This is a genomic window from Geovibrio sp. ADMFC3 (assembly GCF_054687035.1).
Genome location: NZ_BAAFZG010000002.1, coordinates 1,577,538 through 1,599,579, shown reverse-complemented (window position 1 = coordinate 1,599,579; position 22,042 = coordinate 1,577,538). Strand labels below are relative to the sequence as shown.

20 protein-coding genes and 4 tRNA genes are annotated in these 22,042 nt (G+C 45.0%); 4 read left to right on the top strand and 20 right to left on the bottom strand.

Annotated features, from left to right (window positions below):
* Positions 1 to 80 precede the first annotated feature (80 nt).
* Together ACYRYY_RS08060 and ACYRYY_RS08055 are read left to right on the top strand one after the other, a co-directional pair.
* Entirely contained in the window at positions 81 to 2,975 is a 2,895-nt protein-coding gene (locus ACYRYY_RS08060) for a molybdopterin-dependent oxidoreductase (protein ID WP_460215090.1), read from the top strand.
* A 13-nt stretch (positions 2,976 to 2,988) separates the two neighbouring features.
* On the top strand, positions 2,989 to 3,606 hold the full coding sequence (locus ACYRYY_RS08055; RefSeq protein ID WP_460215089.1) for a 4Fe-4S dicluster domain-containing protein: 618 nt from the start codon (positions 2,989 to 2,991) through the stop codon (positions 3,604 to 3,606).
* 79 nt (positions 3,607 to 3,685) lie between these two features.
* On the opposite strand, the gene ACYRYY_RS08050 is transcribed toward ACYRYY_RS08055, so the two are convergent.
* From ACYRYY_RS08050 to ACYRYY_RS08025, 6 genes are all read right to left on the bottom strand, one after another.
* On the bottom strand, positions 3,686 to 4,891 hold the full coding sequence (locus ACYRYY_RS08050) for an HDOD domain-containing protein (RefSeq protein ID WP_460215088.1): 1,206 nt from the start codon (positions 4,889 to 4,891) through the stop codon (positions 3,686 to 3,688).
* On the bottom strand, positions 4,881 to 6,038 hold the full coding sequence (locus tag ACYRYY_RS08045; RefSeq protein ID WP_460215087.1) for a sensor histidine kinase: 1,158 nt from the start codon (positions 6,036 to 6,038) through the stop codon (positions 4,881 to 4,883). The genes ACYRYY_RS08050 and ACYRYY_RS08045 overlap by 11 nt, the downstream gene beginning before the upstream one ends.
* Positions 6,031 to 8,148: an ATP-binding protein gene (locus ACYRYY_RS08040; RefSeq protein ID WP_460215086.1), complete on the bottom strand. Its 2,118-nt coding sequence runs from the start codon at positions 8,146 to 8,148 to the stop codon at positions 6,031 to 6,033. The genes ACYRYY_RS08045 and ACYRYY_RS08040 overlap by 8 nt, the downstream gene beginning before the upstream one ends.
* A gap of 71 nt (positions 8,149 to 8,219) precedes the next feature.
* A complete protein-coding gene (locus ACYRYY_RS08035) occupies positions 8,220 to 8,492 on the bottom strand; it encodes a hypothetical protein (RefSeq protein ID WP_460215085.1) in 273 nt (90 codons plus the stop codon).
* A 77-nt stretch (positions 8,493 to 8,569) separates the two neighbouring features.
* A complete protein-coding gene (locus ACYRYY_RS08030) occupies positions 8,570 to 9,946 on the bottom strand; it encodes a sigma-54-dependent transcriptional regulator (protein ID WP_460215084.1) in 1,377 nt (458 codons plus the stop codon).
* 111 nt (positions 9,947 to 10,057) lie between these two features.
* A complete protein-coding gene (locus ACYRYY_RS08025) occupies positions 10,058 to 10,687 on the bottom strand; it encodes an EAL domain-containing protein (protein WP_460215083.1) in 630 nt (209 codons plus the stop codon).
* 217 nt (positions 10,688 to 10,904) lie between these two features.
* Between ACYRYY_RS08025 and ACYRYY_RS08020 the strand changes: the two genes are divergently transcribed.
* Positions 10,905 to 11,804, top strand: coding sequence for an alpha/beta hydrolase (locus ACYRYY_RS08020; RefSeq protein ID WP_460215082.1), 900 nt, complete (start codon positions 10,905 to 10,907; stop codon positions 11,802 to 11,804).
* On the opposite strand, the gene ACYRYY_RS08015 is transcribed toward ACYRYY_RS08020, so the two are convergent.
* The 13 genes from ACYRYY_RS08015 to ACYRYY_RS07955 all read right to left on the bottom strand — a co-directional run bounded on the left by ACYRYY_RS08015 (position 11,801) and on the right by ACYRYY_RS07955 (position 21,232).
* Positions 11,801 to 12,520, bottom strand: a complete 720-nt coding sequence (locus tag ACYRYY_RS08015) for an SIMPL domain-containing protein (RefSeq protein ID WP_460215081.1) — start codon at positions 12,518 to 12,520, stop codon at positions 11,801 to 11,803. The genes ACYRYY_RS08020 and ACYRYY_RS08015 overlap by 4 nt on opposite strands.
* A gap of 43 nt (positions 12,521 to 12,563) precedes the next feature.
* Complete coding sequence (locus ACYRYY_RS08010; protein ID WP_460215080.1) at positions 12,564 to 13,406, bottom strand: HAD family hydrolase; 843 nt, start codon at positions 13,404 to 13,406, stop codon at positions 12,564 to 12,566.
* A 101-nt stretch (positions 13,407 to 13,507) separates the two neighbouring features.
* Positions 13,508 to 13,927: an EamA family transporter gene (locus tag ACYRYY_RS08005; protein ID WP_460216474.1), complete on the bottom strand. Its 420-nt coding sequence runs from the start codon at positions 13,925 to 13,927 to the stop codon at positions 13,508 to 13,510.
* Between the two features lie 68 nt (positions 13,928 to 13,995).
* The gene (locus ACYRYY_RS08000) at positions 13,996 to 14,355 is read right to left on the bottom strand and encodes an EamA family transporter (RefSeq protein ID WP_460215079.1); all 360 of its coding nucleotides are present in this window, start codon (positions 14,353 to 14,355) and stop codon (positions 13,996 to 13,998) included.
* 46 nt (positions 14,356 to 14,401) lie between these two features.
* The gene (locus ACYRYY_RS07995) at positions 14,402 to 15,220 is read right to left on the bottom strand and encodes an AraC family transcriptional regulator (protein WP_460215078.1); all 819 of its coding nucleotides are present in this window, start codon (positions 15,218 to 15,220) and stop codon (positions 14,402 to 14,404) included.
* A 54-nt stretch (positions 15,221 to 15,274) separates the two neighbouring features.
* The gene (gene ilvA / locus ACYRYY_RS07990) at positions 15,275 to 16,477 is read right to left on the bottom strand and encodes a threonine ammonia-lyase (RefSeq protein WP_460215077.1); all 1,203 of its coding nucleotides are present in this window, start codon (positions 16,475 to 16,477) and stop codon (positions 15,275 to 15,277) included.
* Between the two features lie 125 nt (positions 16,478 to 16,602).
* Positions 16,603 to 16,676: transfer RNA gene (locus tag ACYRYY_RS07985), tRNA-Asp, on the bottom strand.
* 13 nt (positions 16,677 to 16,689) lie between these two features.
* A tRNA-Val gene (locus tag ACYRYY_RS07980) sits at positions 16,690 to 16,762 on the bottom strand.
* A gap of 19 nt (positions 16,763 to 16,781) precedes the next feature.
* Positions 16,782 to 16,856, bottom strand: a tRNA-Glu gene (locus ACYRYY_RS07975).
* A gap of 4 nt (positions 16,857 to 16,860) precedes the next feature.
* Positions 16,861 to 16,933, bottom strand: a tRNA-Lys gene (locus ACYRYY_RS07970).
* A gap of 725 nt (positions 16,934 to 17,658) precedes the next feature.
* Positions 17,659 to 18,945, bottom strand: coding sequence for an adenylosuccinate synthase (locus tag ACYRYY_RS07965; protein WP_460215076.1), 1,287 nt, complete (start codon positions 18,943 to 18,945; stop codon positions 17,659 to 17,661).
* Positions 18,946 to 18,959: 14 nt separating this feature from the next.
* A complete protein-coding gene (locus tag ACYRYY_RS07960; RefSeq protein WP_460215075.1) occupies positions 18,960 to 20,081 on the bottom strand; it encodes an ATP phosphoribosyltransferase regulatory subunit in 1,122 nt (373 codons plus the stop codon).
* Complete coding sequence (locus ACYRYY_RS07955; RefSeq protein ID WP_460215074.1) at positions 20,081 to 21,232, bottom strand: pyridoxal-phosphate-dependent aminotransferase family protein; 1,152 nt, start codon at positions 21,230 to 21,232, stop codon at positions 20,081 to 20,083. Before ACYRYY_RS07955 ends, ACYRYY_RS07960 begins: the two co-directional genes overlap by 1 nt.
* 306 nt (positions 21,233 to 21,538) lie before the next feature.
* Between ACYRYY_RS07955 and ACYRYY_RS07950 the strand changes: the two genes are divergently transcribed.
* Complete coding sequence (locus ACYRYY_RS07950; RefSeq protein WP_460215073.1) at positions 21,539 to 21,778, top strand: hypothetical protein; 240 nt, start codon at positions 21,539 to 21,541, stop codon at positions 21,776 to 21,778.
* Positions 21,779 to 21,817: 39 nt separating this feature from the next.
* Here ACYRYY_RS07950 and ACYRYY_RS07945 read toward each other — a convergent pair whose 3' ends face one another.
* On the bottom strand, positions 21,818 to 22,009 hold the full coding sequence (locus ACYRYY_RS07945; RefSeq protein WP_460216472.1) for a HepT-like ribonuclease domain-containing protein: 192 nt from the start codon (positions 22,007 to 22,009) through the stop codon (positions 21,818 to 21,820).
* Between the last annotated feature and the right edge of the window lie 33 nt (positions 22,010 to 22,042).

The window sequence follows — 22,042 nt, the reverse complement described above, 5'->3', positions numbered from 1 at the left end:
ATAGCACGGGTTTATCCCGGGCGTAACGTTGCTCAAAAACGCATGGAAGCAGTTTTTGGGTCGGTAATTAGGAGGATAATATGAGTCTTAAAGATAAACTTAATCAGGTAACCCGCCGTGATTTCCTTAAGGGAGTGAGCGCAGTAGGTGCGACAGCAGCAGTTTACGGCTGCGGCGGCTCCGGTGACGGCGGAAAAACATACATGGAAGAGGACGAGGAATCAAATCTTACTCCTCCGGCGATAACAGAAACTGTAATAATGGGTTCAACCCCTCACAACTGCGGCGGACGCTGCGTAAGTAAATACTATGTTAAGGACGGCGTAATCAAAAGAATTACCACTGATGAACGTCCCGATAAAAGCATAGCAGAAGGCGATGAACCTCAGTACCGTTCATGTGTACGCTGTCGTTCAAGAAAACAGTGGTTCTATCGTAATGACCGTCTCCTTTACCCTCTGAAACAGACCGGAGAAAGAGGCGACATAAACGGATTTGTCAGAATCTCATGGGAACAGGCATATACTGAAATAGCACAGAAAATGAAGACAATAAGCGATCAGTATGGTCCCGAAGCATTCCATCTTCAGTACGCTTCCGGTGATGTTACAGGCTGGTCAACAGGTTCAGCCGGAAGACTGCTTAATCTTCTTGGCGGATACACTTCATACTATCTGTCATACAGCTCACCCACACTTCAGCACGTTGCCAGATTTGTTGACGGTGTTGGCTTTTCAAACCCTCAGGGTAACGCAAAACAGGATGCCATAAATGCTGACAACCTTGTTCTCTGGTCTTGTAACTTCCACGAATCCATTATCGGAACAAACTCAGGCTGGTATCTTCAGCAGATAAAAGAACGCGGCGTACCTATTACAACCGTGGATGTAAGGTTCTCTAAAACAACTGCAACTGTTGCGGATAATTTTGTGGATGTTGAAGCAGCCACCGACCCTGCGCTTGTTCTTGCCATGCTTTACAGGATTATTGTTGAAAGATACGACGATGTTGATAAAAACTTTATCAATGAATATGTTTACGGATTCTTTGACAACGGAAACACATCATACCACGGAGATCTCGACACAGTAAACTATGCTGTGCCCGCAGGCGGTTCTCTTTCTGCCTATGTCCTCGGAAACGATAATTTCCTCGTGACAAAAGGGCACAACGCAGCAACATCAATATATCCTGACACCATCGGATATAACGTAAATACTGATGATGACCTCTACGGCAAAACAGTAAGCATCTGGGGACAGCTTCCCAAAACTCCTGAATGGGCAGAAAAGATTACAGGTGTGCCCGCTGCTAAAATCCGTGAACTTGCTGATATGTACCTTGATACCAAGGTTACTACATGGAGCGGTCTCGGATATAACAGAGGTGCTGAAGCAGAGCAGATTATATGGCTTCTCCGTATTCTTTCTGCTGTGACAAAAAACTTCGGTATACACGGCGCATGCTACGGCAGAACAATGAACAATATGAGTGTTCCTCTGCCCGGCAACAGCCTCGGCTCCGGAGTTAGTAACAGTGTCAGCCTCGCAAGTAAAATATACGACAGCACAAGGCTTACAGCTCCCCTTGCTTATGTGCCGACTCCCCAGAGAGGAAACCTTTCCGTTTTCACAATTCCCGATGCAGTTGAAAATGCAGGCTACGCCGGGCTTAAGTCAAAATGGAATGACGGACAGATTAATAAAATTACAACTCCTTTCAAGGTGCTTTTCTCATGCGGAAGTAACGTAACCCATAACCAGCACTGCGATACCGGCTACACAAGAGAGATCTTCAAGAATAAAAACAAGCTTGAGCTTATAGTTAATATGGATGCGTTCCTTACAGGCTCAGCTATACTTGCCGACTATGTTCTTCCTTCTGCTGTCGTGGGCGAAAAACCCGGTTCAGCAAATATGTGGGAAACAGGCGAAGTTGCCATCAAGCTCAACAAGATAATTGATGCTCCCGGCGAGGCTCTTGATGAATACTCCATATGCACAGGTATAGCAGAAAAACTTGGCTACAAAGACGACTTCCTCGGCGGATTTCCTGAAGGTCAGGAAGGAATGGATGCCAGAATGAGAGCCGGCTTTGATTCAGCCAATCTCGAATCTGCGTATGGTATGGATTTTGACGAATGGAGTGAAAAAGGTGTCGCTTCATTTGCAGGAACTTACTCCGAATACGCAGTTAACCACAAAGCTTACCGTGCTAACCCATCCGGCAGTCCTCTTGCTACAGCATCAGGTAAGTTTGAAGCTTACTGCCTTAACATGATGGAAGACTATGAAGCCCGTTATCATGAAAATATTGATACTGTAACAGCTGATGCCGGCGGTCAGGACACATTATACGGAACTGGTGAAATATATTCCAAACATTACGGAAGCAGCACCGCCAGAAGATTTGTGTACCCCATCCCCATGTACATACCCACAATTGAAGGCAGACATGCCATTGACGATATCAACCCCAGTGATCCTCTCTGCCACGATGACCCCCTTGGTCTCAAAGCGAAAGGATACAGCTTCACACTGCTTACATGGCACATGATGTACAGGTCACACTCATCCCTGAATAACATTGCATACCTCAATGAGTGCTATAAAAAAGACGCAGACGGTAACCCTGCCTACTTTAACCCCGAAAGAAGCTGGACAGACGGCGTATGGGATGACGGCGTATATGAACCTATCTGGATTAACCCTGCAGATGCTGTGGGTATAGGTGTTCAGAACGGTGACAGACTTCTTGTCAGCAACGACAGAGGTAAAATATATGTTTCTGCTGTTGTTACTCAGAGAGTTCCTAAAGGGACAGCAGCCATGGGACAAGGCGGCTGGGTAAATCTTAACAGCTCCGGGATTGATGTCGGTGGTTGTGTAAGTACAGTAACCAGCGCCAGACCATCCAGAATATGCAAAGGCAATAACAGTGAAAACGATTGCCGTGTCAAAATCGAGAAGGCGTAGGGAGGATTAAACCATGGCTAAACAGATGGCATTTTACTTTGACCAGAATAGATGCATGGGCTGCCACGCCTGCGTTGTGGCGTGCAAAGACTGGAACGATGTTAAACCCGGCAAAGCAAGCTGGAGAAAGCTCAGTGTAACTGAAAGCGGAGCTTTCCCGAATGTAAAGGTTTTTAACCTTGTACTTTCCTGCAACCATTGCGCAAACCCTGCCTGCACGGCAGCTTGTCCCGTGGGAGCAATTTATAAGAGAAAAGAGGACGGCATAGTCATAGTAGACCGTGACAAATGCCAGAACATCCGTTCCTGCGCTGTAGCGTGCCCTTACGGCGCTCCTCAGTTCGGAGACGATGAGTCCGAACCTGTTAAGAAGGCAAGCTGGGCAGTCGCTCACCCTGTGCAGAAATGTACTTTCTGCTGGGACAGGCTTGATGATGGTCTTGCGCCTTCATGTGTGGCTGCATGCCCCCAGAGAGCGCTTGACTTCGGCACAGTGGAAGAGATCAGCGCAAAATACCCCACTGCGATAAGAACAGCAGTAGGTATGCCTGATTCATCAAAAGACTCTAACGGTAATACCCTTACTTCAGGAGATACAGTACCTTCAATTTTCTTTAAACCGAAGAACTAAACGAGGGGGGAACGACCGTCTGTTTCCTCCTGACGGTCACCCGCAACATGATCGAACCAAAATATTTGCCGGAGCGGAGTTACTTCTGCTCCGGCAATATCTCCTTAAGCATCTCTGCGGTTTTCAGTGCAGCATCATGACTTATCAGTTCTTTGCCGCACGTTTCAAGTAGGCTGCTGTCGATTTCTATGCCGTTTTCAATTGCCGCAGTTATCTTTGACACAGCGCATAGGGCGGCGGCGATTATTCTGTTTTCCGAAGAAGCCTCCTCCGGATTGTTCTGATAAAGCATTATTTCAATAGTACCGAACGGCATATTGTAAAGATCCAGAAAATAGCCTGTTATATGTGTGCTGAGGTCTGTTTTTATGTTAAGAAGCATTTCTGCTTCCGAAAAAGAGCATGAGTGTTGGGCTGCGGCAGCGAGTGTCTGTTCATATCTTTCTTGCCGGAAGCAGAGCAGGATTATTTCCCCTATGCAGGATAAAAGTCCTGCTGTGGAGGCTATGCTTTTATTGTATTCCTGTCCTGTCTGGCGAAGGCAGAAATCAATCCCTTTATTAAGTATCAGTCCTTTGCTGAAAATAGCTGAAAGTTTAGAGTCATTTACTGAATAAAGTGTATTTTCGGTCATCTTATAAATAAGAACTATTTCCCTTACGGCATTCAGCCCGATCATAAGCACCGTCTGTTCCAGTGAGGAATATTCTTTGCCTCTGTAAAACACGGAATTGCCTATTTGCATTATCTTAGCGGTAAGAGATACATCTTCTTTCAGGATACCTGTGATCGTATCCACAGGGGCTCCGTTTTCAATGGCTTTGTCAAGTCGGATATATATTTCAGGCAGGCTGGGCAGTTTTTCAAGCCTGCTGAAAATTGTTATAAGCTCTTTGTCTTTTATCCGGTGCATGGTGGAAATTATATGAATAAGCTTTTCCGGCAGATTATATTCGTTCCATGGTTTTTTATAATATGCCATGGCGATGCCTTTCCCTATGGCATGGGTTATTGCATCAGTTTCCACGTATCCGCTGAGTATAGCCCTGAATGTGTTCGGATATTTTTCTTTTATCTGTGTAAGGAGCTGAATTCCGTTAACATCAGGCATTTTATAGTCACTCAATATCAGATCCACGCTGTTCTCAGACATTATTTTTAATGCTTCAGCCGCACCGCATGCTGTCAGAACCCGTACTTTGCTCCCGAAAAAGCGTCTTTTAAGAGAATTGAGGATGTTCTGCTCATCGTCAACTATCAGAATAGTTCCCGCTTCATGATCCATTTTCTTCTTCCGCCTCTTGCATAATAGGGATTCGGAACAAGAATTCCGCTCCTTGTTCGGGGTTATTTCTTACAGTTATACTGCCTTTATGTTTGTTTACTATTATATCATATGAAACATTCAGTCCAAGCCCCGTTCCCTCGCCCACGGGTTTTGTTGTGAAAAAAGGGTCAAAAACCTTTTCGATATTTTCAGGGGATATCCCGGGGCCGTCATCTGAGAGTGAGCAGCAGGCAAAGCCATCTTCTTCCCATGTCTTGATAATAATCTGCCCGGTGTCCATTCTTTTCTGCTGTTTTATAGCCTTAACAGCATTAAGCAGAATATTCAGCAGCACCTGACTGATTTCCCCGGTATTAAATATGAAATCCGGCAGGTCTCCTGCTTCGATTATGACATCGGCAATAAATTTGAATTCGCTTTTTGCTATTGAAACTGTATTTTCAACTGCAGCATTAAGGTTGTCCCGCTTTATTCTGTCTGCATCAGAACGGGCAAAAGCCAGCAGGTTTGCAACTATTCCTGTTATTCTTTTGAACCCTTCTTCAGACTCCTGAAAAATATCTTCTGTGTCCTGAATTATATCATTAATTCTGTATTCGCTCTTAACTTCTTCAAAAACTTCAGGCTCTATCAGTCTGCCTGCCGCTGAGATGAAATTTCTTATCTCAGAAGCGTAATTTTTGAGAACGTCAAAGTTGCAGGATATAAAACCGATGGGGTTGTTCAGATCATGGGCTATTCCTGCGGAAAGCTGACCGATTGCTGCAAGTTTTTCCTGCCTGAACAGAGCTTCCTGAGGGATTTTTATCTGGCTGCATGTGCATAGTTTATTCCGGTGAATAAATTCTTTCAGCTCTTCTGTTTCTTCTTTGCTTTTTCTTTCCCTGATCTCCAGTTCCATTATTTTCGCAAAGATTTCCGCTTTATCCAGAGAAAAGTTCGGGGAAATATCTGATATTTTCATGAGCTGTTCGCCCATACATATATATATGGCACCGGTCAGATTTTTTTCCGTTTCTGTTTTACTGATAATTTCCGCTTTGCATCCGGCAGTTTTAATAAAATGACTGAGCGCAGCTTTAGTGTATTCATCTGCACAGCTCTGAGCTGTACTGATCTTTTGTATCATCCACTTGTCAGACATTTTCTCCTCCTGTGAGCGGCAGCATTATTGTGAATTTAGCCCCGTTATCATTTTCTGCTGTGAGCATACCCTTGTGTTTATTGACGATGATGTCATAAGAAATGCTGAGTCCAAGCCCTGTACCTTTTCCGGGGGCTTTTGTGGTAAAGAAAGGATCAAAAACCCTGTTCAGCAGGTTTTCAGGTATTCCCTTTCCGTTGTCTTTGATGATGCACACGGCGTAGTTGTTTTCACGGGCGGTTCTGATTTCTATCCGCCCGTCTGCTGTGCTTCTGCCGTCAGATGCCAGAGACTGAGCAGCGTTGACAATTATATTAAGCAGAACCTGATTTACTTCACCGCCGTTGCATGCAATGTTCGGGAGTTCTGGATCCAGAATTGTTTCAACTTCCGCCACATATTTAACTTCATTTCTGGCAACCTTTAGTGTGCTTAAGATCCCTTCGTTGAGGTCATATCCGGCGTTACTGCTGTCTGTGTCTATTCTGGAAAAGTCACGGAGACTGTTGATAATCGCAGTAATCCTTGAAAATCCATGGTCTGATTCGCTGAATATCTCCTTTATGTCGCTGATTATATAGTCGATTTGATACTCTTCCCTGATCCGGCTTATTTTTTCAGACAGTGTGTCTGATATTTGTGCGGATAAATCCTGTTCTTCAAAATTCTGAACAGAATGCGCAATTTCGTTCATATAAAGAATTGTGGCTTCATAGTAGCTTTTAAGAACATCAAAGTTGCTGGAAATGAATCCGATGGGGTTATTAAGCTCATGAGCCACGCCGGCGGCAAGCTGACCTATGGATGCGAGTTTTTCCTGCTGGAGCATTCTGGTCTGGGTTACAGACAGCATTTTATTCAGCTTTTTAGATTCCTCATAAAGCTTCTGTAATTCAACATGTGATTCAGAGAGTTCCTTTGTGCGTTCCTGAACAAGTGTTTCCAGGTGTTCTTTATGAAGCTCAAGCTCCTCTTTCAGCTCATATATCCTTGTGATATCGTACCATATGTCAATAAATTCGACCACTTCACCGTTTGTATCACAAATCGGGTTTACCGTGGCGTTTACATAATATTTTTTTCCGTCTTTTGCGATATTTTCAATCACGTCGTTCCAGATAAAGTGGTTAAGAAGAGTTTCCCAGTAGTCGATGATATCATCTGTATTCATTTTATAACTGCGGAGATTATTTATGGGGCAGCCGACTATTTCCTCCTGAGAGTAGCCGGACATGTCATAAAACTTTTTATTGGCGTAAGTTACCTTTCCTGCTATTGAGGAGCGGATTACAATGACGCTTTCATCAATTGCTTTCAGATATTCCTCAAGGTTTTTATTAGTCCGTTTCAGTTCTTCGTTCTTTTTGGCTATTTCATATGACATGGTGTTGAGCCCTTCCGCAAAGCTTCCCAGTTCATCTCTGCGGAGGATTTCTATATGTGTCCCGTAATTGCCCCGGGATATCAGATCTATTGCTGTTTTGTATCTTTTCAGAGGTTTCAGGATCATGCTGCTGATGAGAAAAAGCAGACAAAGTGCAACAAGCAGGGATACTATAACATATTGTGTTATAAAAAATTCCATGTATTCCTTGTACGTTCTGCTGATGAAGGATTTGTCTGTCTGGATGTATAAAACAGCCTGCACGCTGCTTCTGGAATTTACATCGTAAGATGGACCAGTGACCGGTATTGCTGCTTCAAAGGTACCCGCATCGGTGAATCTTTTTTCGATAAGGCTCCCTTCGGCAAGCACTTTATCCACTGTTTCATGTGAGCATTGTGTTCCAACTTCCGCAGGGTTGTTGCTGGCTATCACTGTATTTGTATTTGAACATACCATTAAGACATCCATAAACCTGTTTGAACCGGCATTTTCCATAAGCCGCTGAAGAGACTTATAGTCCTCGTTTCTGAGAAGAGAAGCCACCGACCAGTCAAGGCTTGTGAGGCTGAGTACAGCCGTTTCCGCAGTTCTGGACTCTGCTTTTTTCATCACACTGTCCTTAAAAAAATAAACAGACGATGTCCCCACAGTTAGGATCATCAGAACGATAAAAAAAGGAAGTTTGACGAAAAGTGAGTTTCTTCGTCTGAAAATCGTTTTCATATATGCTTCTCCTTATATGCCTAGGGAAGAAACTCATTCGTAGCGATATTTTCATAGTCATCACGGTTGACTTACAGAAAAAAAGCTATTTCATTTATTACCTTATTAAACCTGTCAGAAGAAGGTATTACCCTGTTCTCCTCTGCGGTAAAAAAGCGGAAGCTTTTGTAAAATAATGCAGAATCCTCTGCAGACATGCCTTCGTTAGCTGCCATTATCCTGAAAGATTCTTCTGGGTGCGTCCTTATGTATTCCTGCGCTCTGTACCATGCCTTTATTATTTTTCTGAGATCTTTGGGGCGTCCGGCAACGAGCTTCTCTGAAGCCATGACGGTGTCAACCATGTAGCCTGTCAGATCTTTCGTTGTGGATATTTCATGTCGGCTCCTTGCATCTTTTCTATTGCAAGCGCTGTGCCAGTTTATCGTTTTTTCTGAATATTCAGTCTTCTGTTAAAGGCTTGCCTGCTGAGTCCAACAATAGCTGCGGCATCCTTCTGACTGTTGTTTGTTTCCTCCATTGCTTCTTGTATCAGCTTGTCTGTAGCCTGAGTCAGAGTAGGTAGAAATCCGAAAACATCCTTAATTCTTAGGCTATTTTTTTTAACTAAAGTAATATCTTTAATGTTTAGCTTTAAGATTATTGTGTCCAAAAGGCTTTGCCCTATTTTCTGCTGGAGGGCTGCGTCTTCAATTATGCTTTTAAGCTCTCTTATATTTCCGGGGAAAGAGTATGAGGTGAGCAGTTCAAATGTCTTTTCATCAGGCTGGTCAGGTATTTTGAGTTCTTTTGCCGCAGCAGTGTAGAAAAAACGTGCCAGCATAGGGATATCCTGCTTACGTTCACGCAGAGGGGGAAGATCTATCCTGTATGTGCTTAGTCTGTAATAAAGGTCGTTCCGGAAACCTTTTTCCAGCAGAGCTTCCGGCACTCTGTTAATTGCGGTTATTATCCTTGCTGTGCTTTTTTTTGCAGTGTCGCTGCCCAGCGGGTAATACTCGCCTGTCTGCAAAAGACGAAGAAGCTTTATCTGGCTTGCTTCCTGAAGGTCGCCTATTTCATCAAGGAAGATAGTTCCGCCTGCTGCTGTTTCTATCAGCCCGCTTCGTAATTTATCCGCACCGGTGAAAGCCCCTTTCACATGACCGAAAAGAGTGTCTGAAAATACGGAGTCGTCTATGCCTGAAACATCAACGGAAACATACCGCCCTTTGCGTCCGCTTGAGAGGTGCAGCGCTTCTGCCATTATCTCTTTTCCTGTTCCTGTTTCACCGCATATGAGAACGGGTTTGGATGTGGGGGCTATGGCTTCAGCATAACGAAAGTTTTTCAGCATGACTTCATCAGATGTGAGAATCTTGTCGAAGTGATGGGAGTTTTCAAGCTCATTTTTAAGCAGATGCCTTGTTATGGAGCCAAGTTCCTCTTCCAGTGACTTCATACGGAAAAGGTTTTCCAGCGTGGCTTTCAGTCTGTTGCGGTCAACCGGTTTTGTGAGATAGTCATAAGCGCCTAAACGGAGATACTCCACAGCCGTTTCGGTACTGTTTTCTCCTGTGACTATTATTACAGGGACTGACGGCACTGATGCTTTTATTGCAAGCAGACATTCTCTGCCGTCGGGCTTGGGCATGTTTAAATCAAGCATAACCAGGTCGTATCCCTTTATTTCGTCACTTCTGAATGACTGCTCTCCGTCTGTGGATATATCGGCGTGGTAGTCTCCCAGTGTCGCAAGCATCCTTTTTAATGCCTTTAAAAAGAAAATGTCGTCATCTATTATTAGTATTTTCCTCATATGTCACCTTCTGCTCAATTATAAGCACTGATCTGCAAAAAATTAAGCTGAATAGGACATAAAAAAAGACGGACTTCTCCGTCTCTGTAATCAAACATGCCTTATGGCATATTAAACCATTGAAAAAGCTTTTCCGGAGGTAAGTTTCAGTTTTTGATCAGGCATATAATACCCCTGAAAAAAGTCTGCCCCAAGATCACGCATCAGTGCAAAATCATCTTCATTCTCAACTTTTTCCGCTATTATTACGGAAACATGGTTTCTGAGTTCTGCCATAAGGGGTTTCAGGTAGCTGCCCGCACTGCGGAATATAGTTTTATCAATTTTTACTCCGTGGGGTTTCAGGCTGAATACAGTCTCCATATTGGCGTTTCCTGTACCGAAGTCGTCAATTATAAGCATATGAGCATAGGGTTTTACCTTTTCTATAAACTCAGCGGAGCATTTTCCTCTTTCTGTTATTTCTATGAAGAAATTTGAAGGTAAAAAAGGAAGCTCATCACAGATTTTATCAATGGCTGCCGGAGAAAGATTCATTGTCCAGAAGTAGTTATCCGAATGAACATATGGAGTATGCAGCCTCTGGGTATCCATCATTCTTCTGAAGAGGAAATGCTCAAGCTCAACGTTTTCCGAAGCAAAAAGAACCTGATTCGGAATACCTGTTTCTGCAAGTATCTCACATCCAGCAACTTTGAGATTATGACCGTTGATAGAATATATTTTTTCTGATTTAAACATGGCGTCCTCCTTCAATGGCGGCAGATTTTCTTGTGTATGCCTTTATACTAATCAAAATTCATGCCAAAAAAGGTTGTTTGTGTATTGTTAAATAGTTTTGTCTGAAGTTAAGCTCCCGGGGTGCTATTTATTTAAAATTGTTTTAATACTCAAATTAATGTAGTCTCTCTGATAAATTTCCGAATCCCGCCGCAGGGCATATAATGAGGATCATATTATGAGGCCGATGATGTTCAGATATGCTTTCCTGATATTTTTGCTTTGTGCTTTTCCGGCATTTGCCGAATCCCCATACAGCTTTGAGGTTCTCAAGTTTACGTCCGCTGACGGCGGGCGAAACTACAGTGTTGTAATAGGTGTTCCTTCCACTCCTGTTCCTGAAGGCGGGTATTCCGTGCTTTATGCTCTGGACGGCAACGCTGCCTTAGCTGATTTCAGTGAAGATGTCCGGACACGTATCTTCAGGGAAGGAGCGCCTGTGGTGGTGTTTATCGGCTATGATACAGAGGAGCGGTTTGATGTTGACTCAAGGGCATTCGACTACACCCCGCCTTCAGCGGACGGTAAGCCCATGCCTGATGCCCTCCGCAGCACCCGGATGAACGGAGGTGCGGCAATGTATCTGGAACTTATAGAAAAAAAGATTAAACCTGCCGTTGAAGAGCACATTAAGATTAATAAATCGAAACAGGCTCTGTGGGGGCATTCCTACGGGGGACTCTTTGTGCTGTATGTGCTTACATCGTCCCCTGAAAGTTTTCAGGCTTATGCGGCTGCTGACCCTGCTCTGTGGTGGGGCGGCGGGGAGATGCTGAAAAGGACAGAAGAATTTTCATCTTCCGGCGCTGAACTTGATGGAATAAATCTTCTGATAATGAAGAGCGGTCAGGAGAGCAGAAACAGGCAGTTTGACGATGAAAAACGCAAAGCATATGAAGCCCGTGTAAAGGCTGTCAGCTCTGTTCCTGCGGATGCTGCAAAAACCGCTGCATACAGCTTTGCCGCAGTGAAAGGCATCACAGTCAGATACAGGGAGTATCCGCAGCTATCCCACGGACCTCTGTTTCCTGTATCATTCCATGCAGCTCTTCGCCTGCCCCTTGGGCAGATGGATTAGTCAGAGAGGTAATATTCCACAGTGGAAACCACACGAACACTCTTTATGTGAGGGTTATTGCTGTCCCTTTCTGTAATAGTGACCTGACCCTGTGAAGCGCTTTTGATTTTGCCGAGTCTGCTGCCGGAATCCTCGGCAAATTTCTGGGCAACTTCCCTCGCTGCTTTTGTGGCTTCCTCTATCATTTGAGGCTTGATTTCATTCAGGCGTGTGAAAATATATTCCGCAGGCGCTTCATATTCATTTCCGGTGAGAACCAACCCCTCCTTGCCCAGCTCTCCGGTCTGCGTCATGAGAGAACGGACAGCTTCGACCTTAGTCGAGTAAACTGTGACCGCCTGTCTTGCTGTATAACGGAATTCAGGTCTGCGGTCAGTACCGTACTGGTTGGCGTAGACATCATAAATGGCTGGAATGGAGACGCTGATTTCACTCTCGTCAATTCCGTTGTCCAGAAGAAATACTTTAATTTTAGAGATATTCTTCTCCATTTCGGTGTAGAGCTTCGTAATGTCATTTTCAGCAACGCTGAATTTGAGAGTCCAGAGAACTATGTCCGCAGGGTATTCCCTTTCGGAAAGACCTTTTACATAAACTGTTCTTTCAAATGATTTGTACTTTATGGCAGCAGAAGCAAGCTGCCAGCCGAGTATGCCGAGCCCCAGCATTATGAAAATGCCGAGGATTAATGCTGCTGAATTAGTTTTTCCGTTCATGACAAATCTCCATAATAAAGCATATCACTGCATATTGCCCTTTTCACGGTATTTTTCCCAGATGTTTCAGGGCGGAATCAGCGGATACTTTGTCTATAACCGCCTTAACGGCATTTTCTATATCTGTTCCGGCGGAATAGTCGGCAATGCAGGCGAAGTTTACTCTTCCTTCGGATATGAGTTTATCGGTTTTTGTTTTTGCTCCCCTTTTCTTGGGCGGATACACTGCTATGGAATGTCCGCCCTGTTCTTTAACGAGCCTGAAGCAGGGAATATCTGTTTCTCCGTCACCCACAAATATCATGTTTTCAAAAGGGACCGGCCGTTCATCCTGCGGAAGATATTCGTTCACCTTATGGTCGTCATAAACATTAAAAACGCCTTTGTTTATGCGGAAGAGGAACTGTGTTTTTGTGGTATAGTTTACCGCCAGTGCAGGCCAGACAGCCACTCCGTTATGGTCGTAAACAAATGAGGACGCATATACCGCCTTAAATTCATCGGCTATGGGTGTCCCTTCTATCATCTCTTTAATTCCGGACGATATTATATAATGTTCCACGGATACGTGCTTTGTTTTGCCGTATTCATTGATCCGCCTGAACCAGTCGGTCACACCTGCAAAAAGCTGAACGGATTTGCCGTAGTTCACAAAGTCTTCCCTCCGGACGGAAACTCTCGCAGCCTGTGCTTTATCAAGCATCTGTTTCATGTATATTAGTATTCTGTCGGCATTGTGTTTTACTGTCTCTGCGGATGTTTCATTCCAGAAATCTTTTGTGGTCATGCCGACTTTGGGGACAAAGTCATATTCCTGCATGTTTCCCGGAGCGAGTGTTCCGTCAAAGTCGTAGGCAATTGCCATTGTTACTGTCTTTTTAGCCATATTTCACCCTGCGTAATCTCTGCTCAGTTTATATCACCGGGAAAAGAAAAGGAAGAACATGAGTGAAACTTTTATGCGAATCAGGAGGCTTTGAGGCTTTTTCATTTTCTGCCGGACATTATTATAGCCGCGGTCACAAGGGCGAGCCCAACAATGTGTCTGAGCATCACCGGTTCCCCCAGAAAAACAACTCCTGTGAATACGGCGCTTATCGGCATCACAGCAGTATAAGCGGAAGCGGAGGACGCCTGCACATGTTTTATCCCCTCAAGCCAGAGCAGATAAGCTGCTGCTGTAATAAATATTCCATAGTATGCAATTACTGCAAGTTCCTGCATTGATAAGGGTTTTATCTCTCTTGCGGCGGGAAGTGCAAAAAATAACATCCCTGCGAGTGAAAGATAGAGTGACAGGCACAATGAGGAGATCTCGGTTTTTATGATTCTCCTCATTATCAGAAAAAGCGATTCACACATAACCGCCGCAAATACAAAAAGCAGCCCGCTTGCGCTTCCTGTCATGCCTGCCACGCTGAAATCTGCGTTTGCTGCTGCAACCCCGGCAGAAGCTGTGACGGCGGCAATAATTTTTAGCCTGCCTGGTTTTCATTCAGCAGAACAAATGCCAAAATCGTAAACATCACAGGGGTAAAGCCTGATACTATGCCTGATGAAACGGCAGAGACTGTTTTCAGCCCTTTCAGGAGAAATATATTAAACAGCACAGAACCCGTAAGAGCTTGAACTCCTATGAGTAAAACTGATTTCAAAGGAAGACGCAGAGGTTTTTCTCCTCTGTAAATCATAAAAAGATAAAGGGCTGCACTTCCCACCGCAAAGCGCAGAAACATTGAGAGGTTTACGGGAGTATTCAGGGCGATAAATTTTCCGGCGGTTACGGAACTGCCCACGATTAACATGGCAGAAGCGAGGAAAAAATGATGTTTCAAGACGAAACTCCTTTTTAACAGGAGTATCCTCAATATTTGAATCCGATTATAGAATGTTTTTGCTGAAAATTTTAGGCGTTGCTCCGAAAAACTGTCTGAACCTTCTTGTCATGTGGCTTTGGTCAGAATAACCTGCCTCGCTTGCCGCTTCTGCCGGTGTCATGCCTTTCAGCAGGAGATCTCTGGCATATATTGCCCTGCGGACAGAAGAGTATTCATGCGGAGTCAGACCAGTGTCCGCCTTGAAAGAGCGTATGAAGTGGTAAAGGCTTAAACCCGCTGTTTCGGCAAGTTCTTTGCCTGTAATGTTTTCGTTTATCCTTTCGTTTATACAGTCTTTGACTTTTCTTAATTTGCCGCCAAGCCTGTAGGTTCTGCTTTTCTGCGGTTTTTTATCAATATGTGCCATCACGGAAGACATCAGAATACAGAATGCCGAATCAGCTTCCAGAGTTTCGTGTGTTGCGGCTGTAAGCTCGGTAAACCTGAATATTTCACCTGCCAGTTTCGGGTCATTTATCACGCCGTTTAATATGTATGGTGTTTTTGTTTTGCCTGATATGTCGTGGAATGCGTTTCTGAATACTGCTTCACTGAAATAAAGCATACGATAAGCCCAGCCGTATGCCGCTGCAGGTCTGCCGTCGTGAGGTTCATCAGGGTTTACTGTATTCACAAGCCCTTTAAAAGCTGTGAGGTTTTCTCCTCTGTAGCAAAAAGAGAGAGCCCCTGCGGTGATTACCCCTATGCCGAAACCATCGTGTGAGTGCCTCGAAAAGCGGGTGTCAGGCATGTGCGCCTGCATTATGTTCACCGGCCCGTAGGGGCTGACTGTGTCTCTGAGAAGTATGTGCGCTTTATTCATCAGAAAAATTTACTCCTGCGCAAAGGAATTTTCTTGTATGAAATTGCTGTTTTATTAAACCAGCCTTGTAATTTCATATAATGAGCCAAGGCGCTCCATTATTCTCTCTATGTGTTCAAAGCCTCTTGTTTCAAGGGAAATGTTTACCCTGCTGCGGCTTAGGGGGACATTATGGTCATTGCGGATGTGGACTATTTCGTGAATGTTTGCCTGAAGACCGCTTATTTCACCGGAAAGAGCAGTGAGGGCACCGGGAACATCGGGAAGGATTATGGAAACAGTCATAAAACGCCCTGTTGCCGTCATGCCACGGCTGATAATTCTGTTGATAGTTGTTACATCAATGTTTCCGCCTGAGACTACAAGTACAGTCTTTTTGCCTGCAACATCCAGCTTTCCGGCAAGGAGAGCCGCCAGCGGCGCTGCGCCTGCACCCTCGACCACAAGCTTTGCTCTCTCAATATATTCAAGCACAGCTAGTGCTATTTCATTTTCGGAAACGGTAATTATCTGGTCAACACAGTTCTGGCAGCAGCGGAATGTGATATCTCCGACTTTTTTAACTGCTATCCCTTCTGCAAATGTGAAGGAGGACGCAAGGCTTACCACACGCCCTTCGGAAAGGCTGCTGACCATGCCCGCCGCCTCCTCTGCCTGAACGCCGATTATTTTTATTTCCGGACGGGTGTTTTTAATATATTCGGCAATCCCTGAGATCAGTCCGCCGCCTCCTACAGGGACGATAATCTGGTCTATGTCGCTCTTTTCATTCAGGATTTCGTATCCAACTGTACCCTGTCCGGCTATTACATCGGGATCATCAAAAGGGTGAATAAACTGAAGACCTCTTTCTTTTGAAAGGGCAACCGCATGCTTGTAGGCATCTTCAAACGAACGTCCGAAGAGAATAACTTCCGCTCCGTAATTTCTTGTATTGTTCACTTTAACCATGGGCGTGAATTCGGGCATTACGATAACTGCCTTCAACCCCAGGGATTTAGCGCTGAATGCAACTCCCTGAGCATGGTTTCCGGCTGATGCTGCAATTACACCGTTTCTGCATTTATCAATATTTTTTAAAATACAGTTCAGTGCGCCGCGTATTTTAAATGAGCCTGTGCGCTGAAGGTTTTCCAGCTTGAAGTATATATCTGCACCGGAAAGTTCGGAGAAGTTGTTGGAGTAGTACAGCGGCAGGTGCTTTATATAGTTTTTGATTCGTCCGTAGGACTCGTTTATTTCATAGAGCATTTGCATATATTAGTGTATCCCGCTTGTTTGACAAGGGAAAAATAAAGGGAAAGAGCGTTGGAAGATGGTGAGTGAGACAAAAGGACAAATAAAAAGGGCTTCGGATTTCTCCGAAGCCCTTTGTCACTAAGCGGGGACGAAGGGGCTCGAACCCTCGACCTCTGGCGTGACAGGCCAGCGTTCTAACCAACTGAACTACGCCCCCATGGTTTGTGGAGTGGGCGGTGCAGGGATCGAACCTGCGACCCTCGGCTTGTAAGGCCGATGCTCTCCCAGCTGAGCTAACCGCCCGGGAATTTAATTTATATAGCGTCCCTTAGGGGATTCGAACCCCTGTCGCCGCCGTGAAAGGGCGGTGTCCTAGGCCGGGCTAGACGAAAGGGACATAATGAGCCATGTTGGACTTGAACCAACGACCCACTGCTTAAAAGGCAGTTGCTCTACCGACTGAGCTAATGGCTCTCTCTGCTCGCAAGTGCGTTTCTCACAAGCGGGAATTGGTTTATAACAAAATCCGCTAATCTTTGTCAACGACTTTTTTAAAAAAAATTCAATTATTTTCGGGTAATTTCCTGATGTGCCGAAAGACACCGAAAATACTGAACTTGAAGGACTAATCTACATGAAACTTCTGCTTCTGTCACCAAAAAAGATGTGAAGAAAAGAAGTTATTTTTGTTGTTGCGCTTAAAAAAGCCGCCTCCTGTTAAGGAAGCGGCACCAATAGTTTTTTTGCTTCAAATGCAGCCTTTATACAAGCAGGCTGCGATTATACCTTTTGATTCCACGGATGGAATCACGCCGTGCGTAGCGAAGGTTTGCTCCGCAAACCGCGAGCGGTTTAAGCAGCCTCCACGGATGTTAGGCTGCGATTATAACTTTTGATTCCATGGATGGAATCACGCCGTGCGCAGCGAAGGTTTGCCCCGCAAACCGCAAGCGGCTTAAGCAGCCTCTACGGATGTTAGGCTGCGATTATAACTTTTGATTCCACGGAAGGAATCACGCCGTGCGCAGCGAAGGTTTGCCCCGCAAACCGCGAGCGGCTTAAGCAGCCTCCACGGATGTTAGGCTGCGATTATAACTTTTGATTCCATGGATGGAATCACGCCGTGCGCAGCGAAGGTTTGCTCCGCAAACCGCGAGCGGCTTAAGCAGCCTCCACGGATGGCAGGCTGCGATTATTAATTAGAAAACATCCTCAAGCAGCATAGTTTCTTTTCTGTCTGTACCCACGGATACAAGGCAGTATTTTATGCCGAGGAAGTTCTTGATGAAGTCCAGATACTTTTTAGCGTTTACTGGCAGTTCATCGTAGTTCTGAACTTTGGAAATATCTTCTGTCCAGCCGTCCAGAACTTCGTAAACTGGTTCGCAAGTTTCAAGATTTTTGATCTCAGGCGGGAATACTGTGGTCACTTCGCCGTTTATTTTGTAGCCTACACATACTTTAAGCTTTTCCATACCAGTGAGTACATCAAGCTTAGTGAGGGCGATGTGGGTTATTCCGTTTACGATTACGCCGTATTTAACAGCAACAAGATCCTGCCATCCGCAGCGGCGGGGTCTGCCTGTTGTGGCGCCGTATTCGTTGCCGACTTTGCGGAGTCTTTCGCCGTCTTCGTCAAAAAGCTCAGTGGGGAAAGGTCCGCCGCCGACTCTTGTGGTGTAGGCTTTAAGAACACCGACGATTTTGTTTATTTTATTGGGTGAAAGCCCTGTTCCCGTGCATGCGCCGCCTGCAGTGGAGCTGCTTGATGTTACGAAGGGGTAAGTTCCGAAGTCCACATCAAGAAGTGAACCCTGCGCACCTTCCATCATGATTTTCTTGCCGGAGTTGTAAAGGTCGTTGATCAGATATTCCGTTTCAGCGATGAAGGGACGTATCTTTTCCGCATAACCGAGGTACTCTTCAAATATTGCGTCAACATCCAGCTTATCGGAGCTGTATTTCTGCTCAAGGAGGAAGTTTGCCTCTTTAACATTCTGCTCCAGCTTTTCACGGAAGACTTCTTTATCGAAAAGGTCGCATATGCGGATGCCGTTTCTGGCGGCTTTTTCTGCGTATGTGGGACCTATTCCTCTGCCTGTTGTTCCGATTTTTTTACTGCCTTTAATCTCTTCTCTCAGGCGGTCTATGATGCCGTGAAAAGGGAAGATTACGTGGGCTCTTTTGCTTATGTAGAAACCTTTGCCGAAAACCACGCCCTGATTTTTGAGATCATCCATCTCATCAAGAAGCGCCTTGGGATCTATCACGACACCGTTGCCGATGATGTTTACTTTTTCTCCATGCATAATGCCGGAAGGGATAAGGTGAAGAACGTATTTCACGCCGCCGATGACAACTGTGTGCCCTGCGTTGTGACCGCCGGAATAACGGGCTACTACATCCGCTTTTTCCGTAAGAATGTCGACAATTTTTCCTTTCCCTTCATCGCCCCATTGGGCGCCGAGAACTACAGTACAGCTCATTTCAACCTCGCAAATTATAGGATTTGTCCTATTTCGTAAAATTCGAGAAATTTATCTCTATTTTCCTTGTTTTCCACATAGAGAACCGATTTTCCTTCGGCTCTCAGCTTTTCAGCTTTGTCCTGACTATCCGTCATGTAATCGAAGGATACTTTTACTCCGGCAGGCTTGTCCACATTTATAATCTCTTCCACGTAGAATGCCATGCCGCAGGCGGGAACATTAAAACCGAATTTTCCGGCAAGATTGTCATATCTTCCGCCTGTGCCGATTTTTGAACCTACGCTCCCGTGGAGTATTTCAAATGTCAGCCCCGTATAGTAATCGTACCCCTTGCATTCTGATGCGTCAAATACCAAAGCTTTTTCATCTATTCCCAGACTGATGAGTTTGTCAAAAAACTTCTCAAGGTATGAAACTCTTGTCTTGATCTCTTCATCCGGAGCGGAGTTTTTCAGTTCTTCGAGAACATCTTTGCCTCCGTATGCAAAAGGGACAGACTTGAGGAATGTTTTAACCTTATCATCAAGTGGGGATTCGTTGACAATTTTTTTCATACGGTCAAGATTTTTGGCTGAAAGCGCTTTAAGAAATTCCTCACGGATGTCTCCGGCAAGCTTCAGAAGATAAGAATTAAACTTCATATCGCCGATAACGTATCTGTGTCCGCTGAGGTTCAGTGCCTTCATGCCTCTTTCCGCTATGAGCAGAAGCTCAATGTCTCCTGTCATCTCTTCCAGACCGAAAAGCTCACACCCGACCTGCGTTTTCTCCGATTTTATACCTTTGTCCATATTGACGTTTCTGAAAACCCGCCCTCTGTAGCCCAGACGTAAGGGAAGAGGGTAGTTGTTCATATAGTTTGCTGCATACCTGCACACCTGCGGAGTGAAATCCGGACGGAGAACAAGGGATTTGCCTGTGTTCCTGTCTATGAAGCGGATGATATTCTCATCGCTGAACCCCTGAGTTGTGCTGGAGAGCATGTCGTAATAATCGTATATGGGCAGGAATATTTCGATGCAGCCGTATGCCGAGAGAACATCCCTGAGAGACGATTCTATCTCATTCAGTTTCTTTGAGCGGAGAGGCGCCATATTTGTTCCGGCGGATGCGAGCATATTTTTCTTCATCATTATTTCCCGATATAGTCTTCAAGCACGGCTTCGGCGGCTTTAACCCCGCTGCCGAGTTCAACTTCAACACCGAACTTACGCAGGCCCATCTCAAGGGCACTGATTCCTATTATGGTGTCGAAAGCGTCATGGTAGCCGAGGGTTGATATACGCATGATTTTACCCTTAAGGTGATCCTGACCGCCAGCGTATGTGACGCCGACTTTCTCACGCATGAATTTTATAAACTTACCGCCTTCAAACCCTTCGGGCAGGAAAAATCCGGTTGCGGAGTTGGCCGGCATCTCTTTGGCAAGAAGCTTAAAGCCCATTGCCTGAACAGCCGCTCTTGTAGCCTGTCCGTTTACTTCGTGTCTGTTGTAAACATTCTCCAGCCCTTCATCAAACATCATGTCCAGAACCTTGTCCAGACCGATGATGAGCGATATTGCAGGAGTATATGCAGTTGTGGAGTCTTTATGCGCCTTGAGCTCTTTTGCAAGGTTAAGGTAATATCTGGGGATTTTTGCCTTCTGGCTTCTTGCCCATGCCTTCTGGCTCAGTGCGATAAGCGCAAGCCCGGGGGGAAGCATAAAGGCTTTCTGTGAGCCTGTCACAAGTATATCTATACCCCATTCATCCATACGGGTGTCATAAACGCCGACTGACGTTATACCGTCAACGATGAAGAGGGTGTCGTCATATTTTTTAACAACAGCAGCCAGTTCCTTTATGGGGTGGCAGGCAGTGGTGGATGTTTCGCTTCCCTGAACAAATACGCCTTTGGTATCGGGGTTTGCCTTGAGGAATTCTTCCACCATTTCGGGCTTAACGGATGAGCCCCATTCAAGCTCTATCTTGTGGACATCCATGCCGAATGCTTTGCATATATCGCCCCAGCGCTGACCGAACTTTCCGGCATCTATAATGAGAACCTTCTCTCCGGCATTTATGGTGTTTATCACTGCCGCTTCCATACCGCCTGTTCCACTGCCGGCGAGCATAAGAACTTCCTCTTTTGTTCCGAAAACTTCAGGAAGGCGTTTACGCACATTATCAAAAATTGCTGAAAACTCTGATGTTCTGTGGTGGATGATAGGGCGTGCCATCTCAAGCAGAACAGTTTCAGGTACGGGTGTGGGACCCGGAGCAAGCAGATATTTTTTAAGCATGGTTCAGAACCTCTCATTATTTATAGCATCAAGCCTCATGTTCTGCCGGATTGATGTGTTCGCTAAAAATAGCGAAACTCCGCATAGGGGAGTTGTTTTGCGTTGTTTTCAGGCAACCCCGCAGAATCCTGATTCAAACGGAATAATATTGCCTGTCTTTGGAACACGTAACCATACTACAGCATAACATAATAGTCAATCAGACGTGTTTTGCGCCAGATTCACTTGGCAAACTGTATGAAGGGGATATATATTTATCATATGCCCGTTATAATGGGGTTTGTTTTAATGCTCAGGGAGGATGCTATGCTTATCGAAATATTCTATGACGGCGAGATCGATAAAAAAACACCTGAATTAGCGGAAGACATAAGGTACCGCTATGGTGCAAAGGTTGATGTGCGCCTTATCGACACATCAGAAGAACCCGTTCCGCAGAAATACGGAATAATCAATCCGCCTGTTGTTGTCCTCGGCGGAGACAGAATTATAAAAATCGAAGGACCGAATTCTCTGGAAAATATCGTTACAAAAGCAATCTTTTAGATACTAAGCTGCCTTTGGCGAAGCCGCCGGAGGCAGTTATCAACTGTGTTCTTTTACTGAGGCGTAAAGCATTTTGACTTTACGCTTCAGGTCAGGGATAAATTCTTTGATCACACTTTCAACTATATTAAGATCTACCCCGAGATAATCATGGGCAATAAAGTTCCTTAGACCGTAAGAACCTTTCACTTCTGTGGAAAGATCAAACTTTTCAATCAGCTCCGGATTGATCTTGCTTAATGTTTCTCCGGTTTTTCGGCTCTG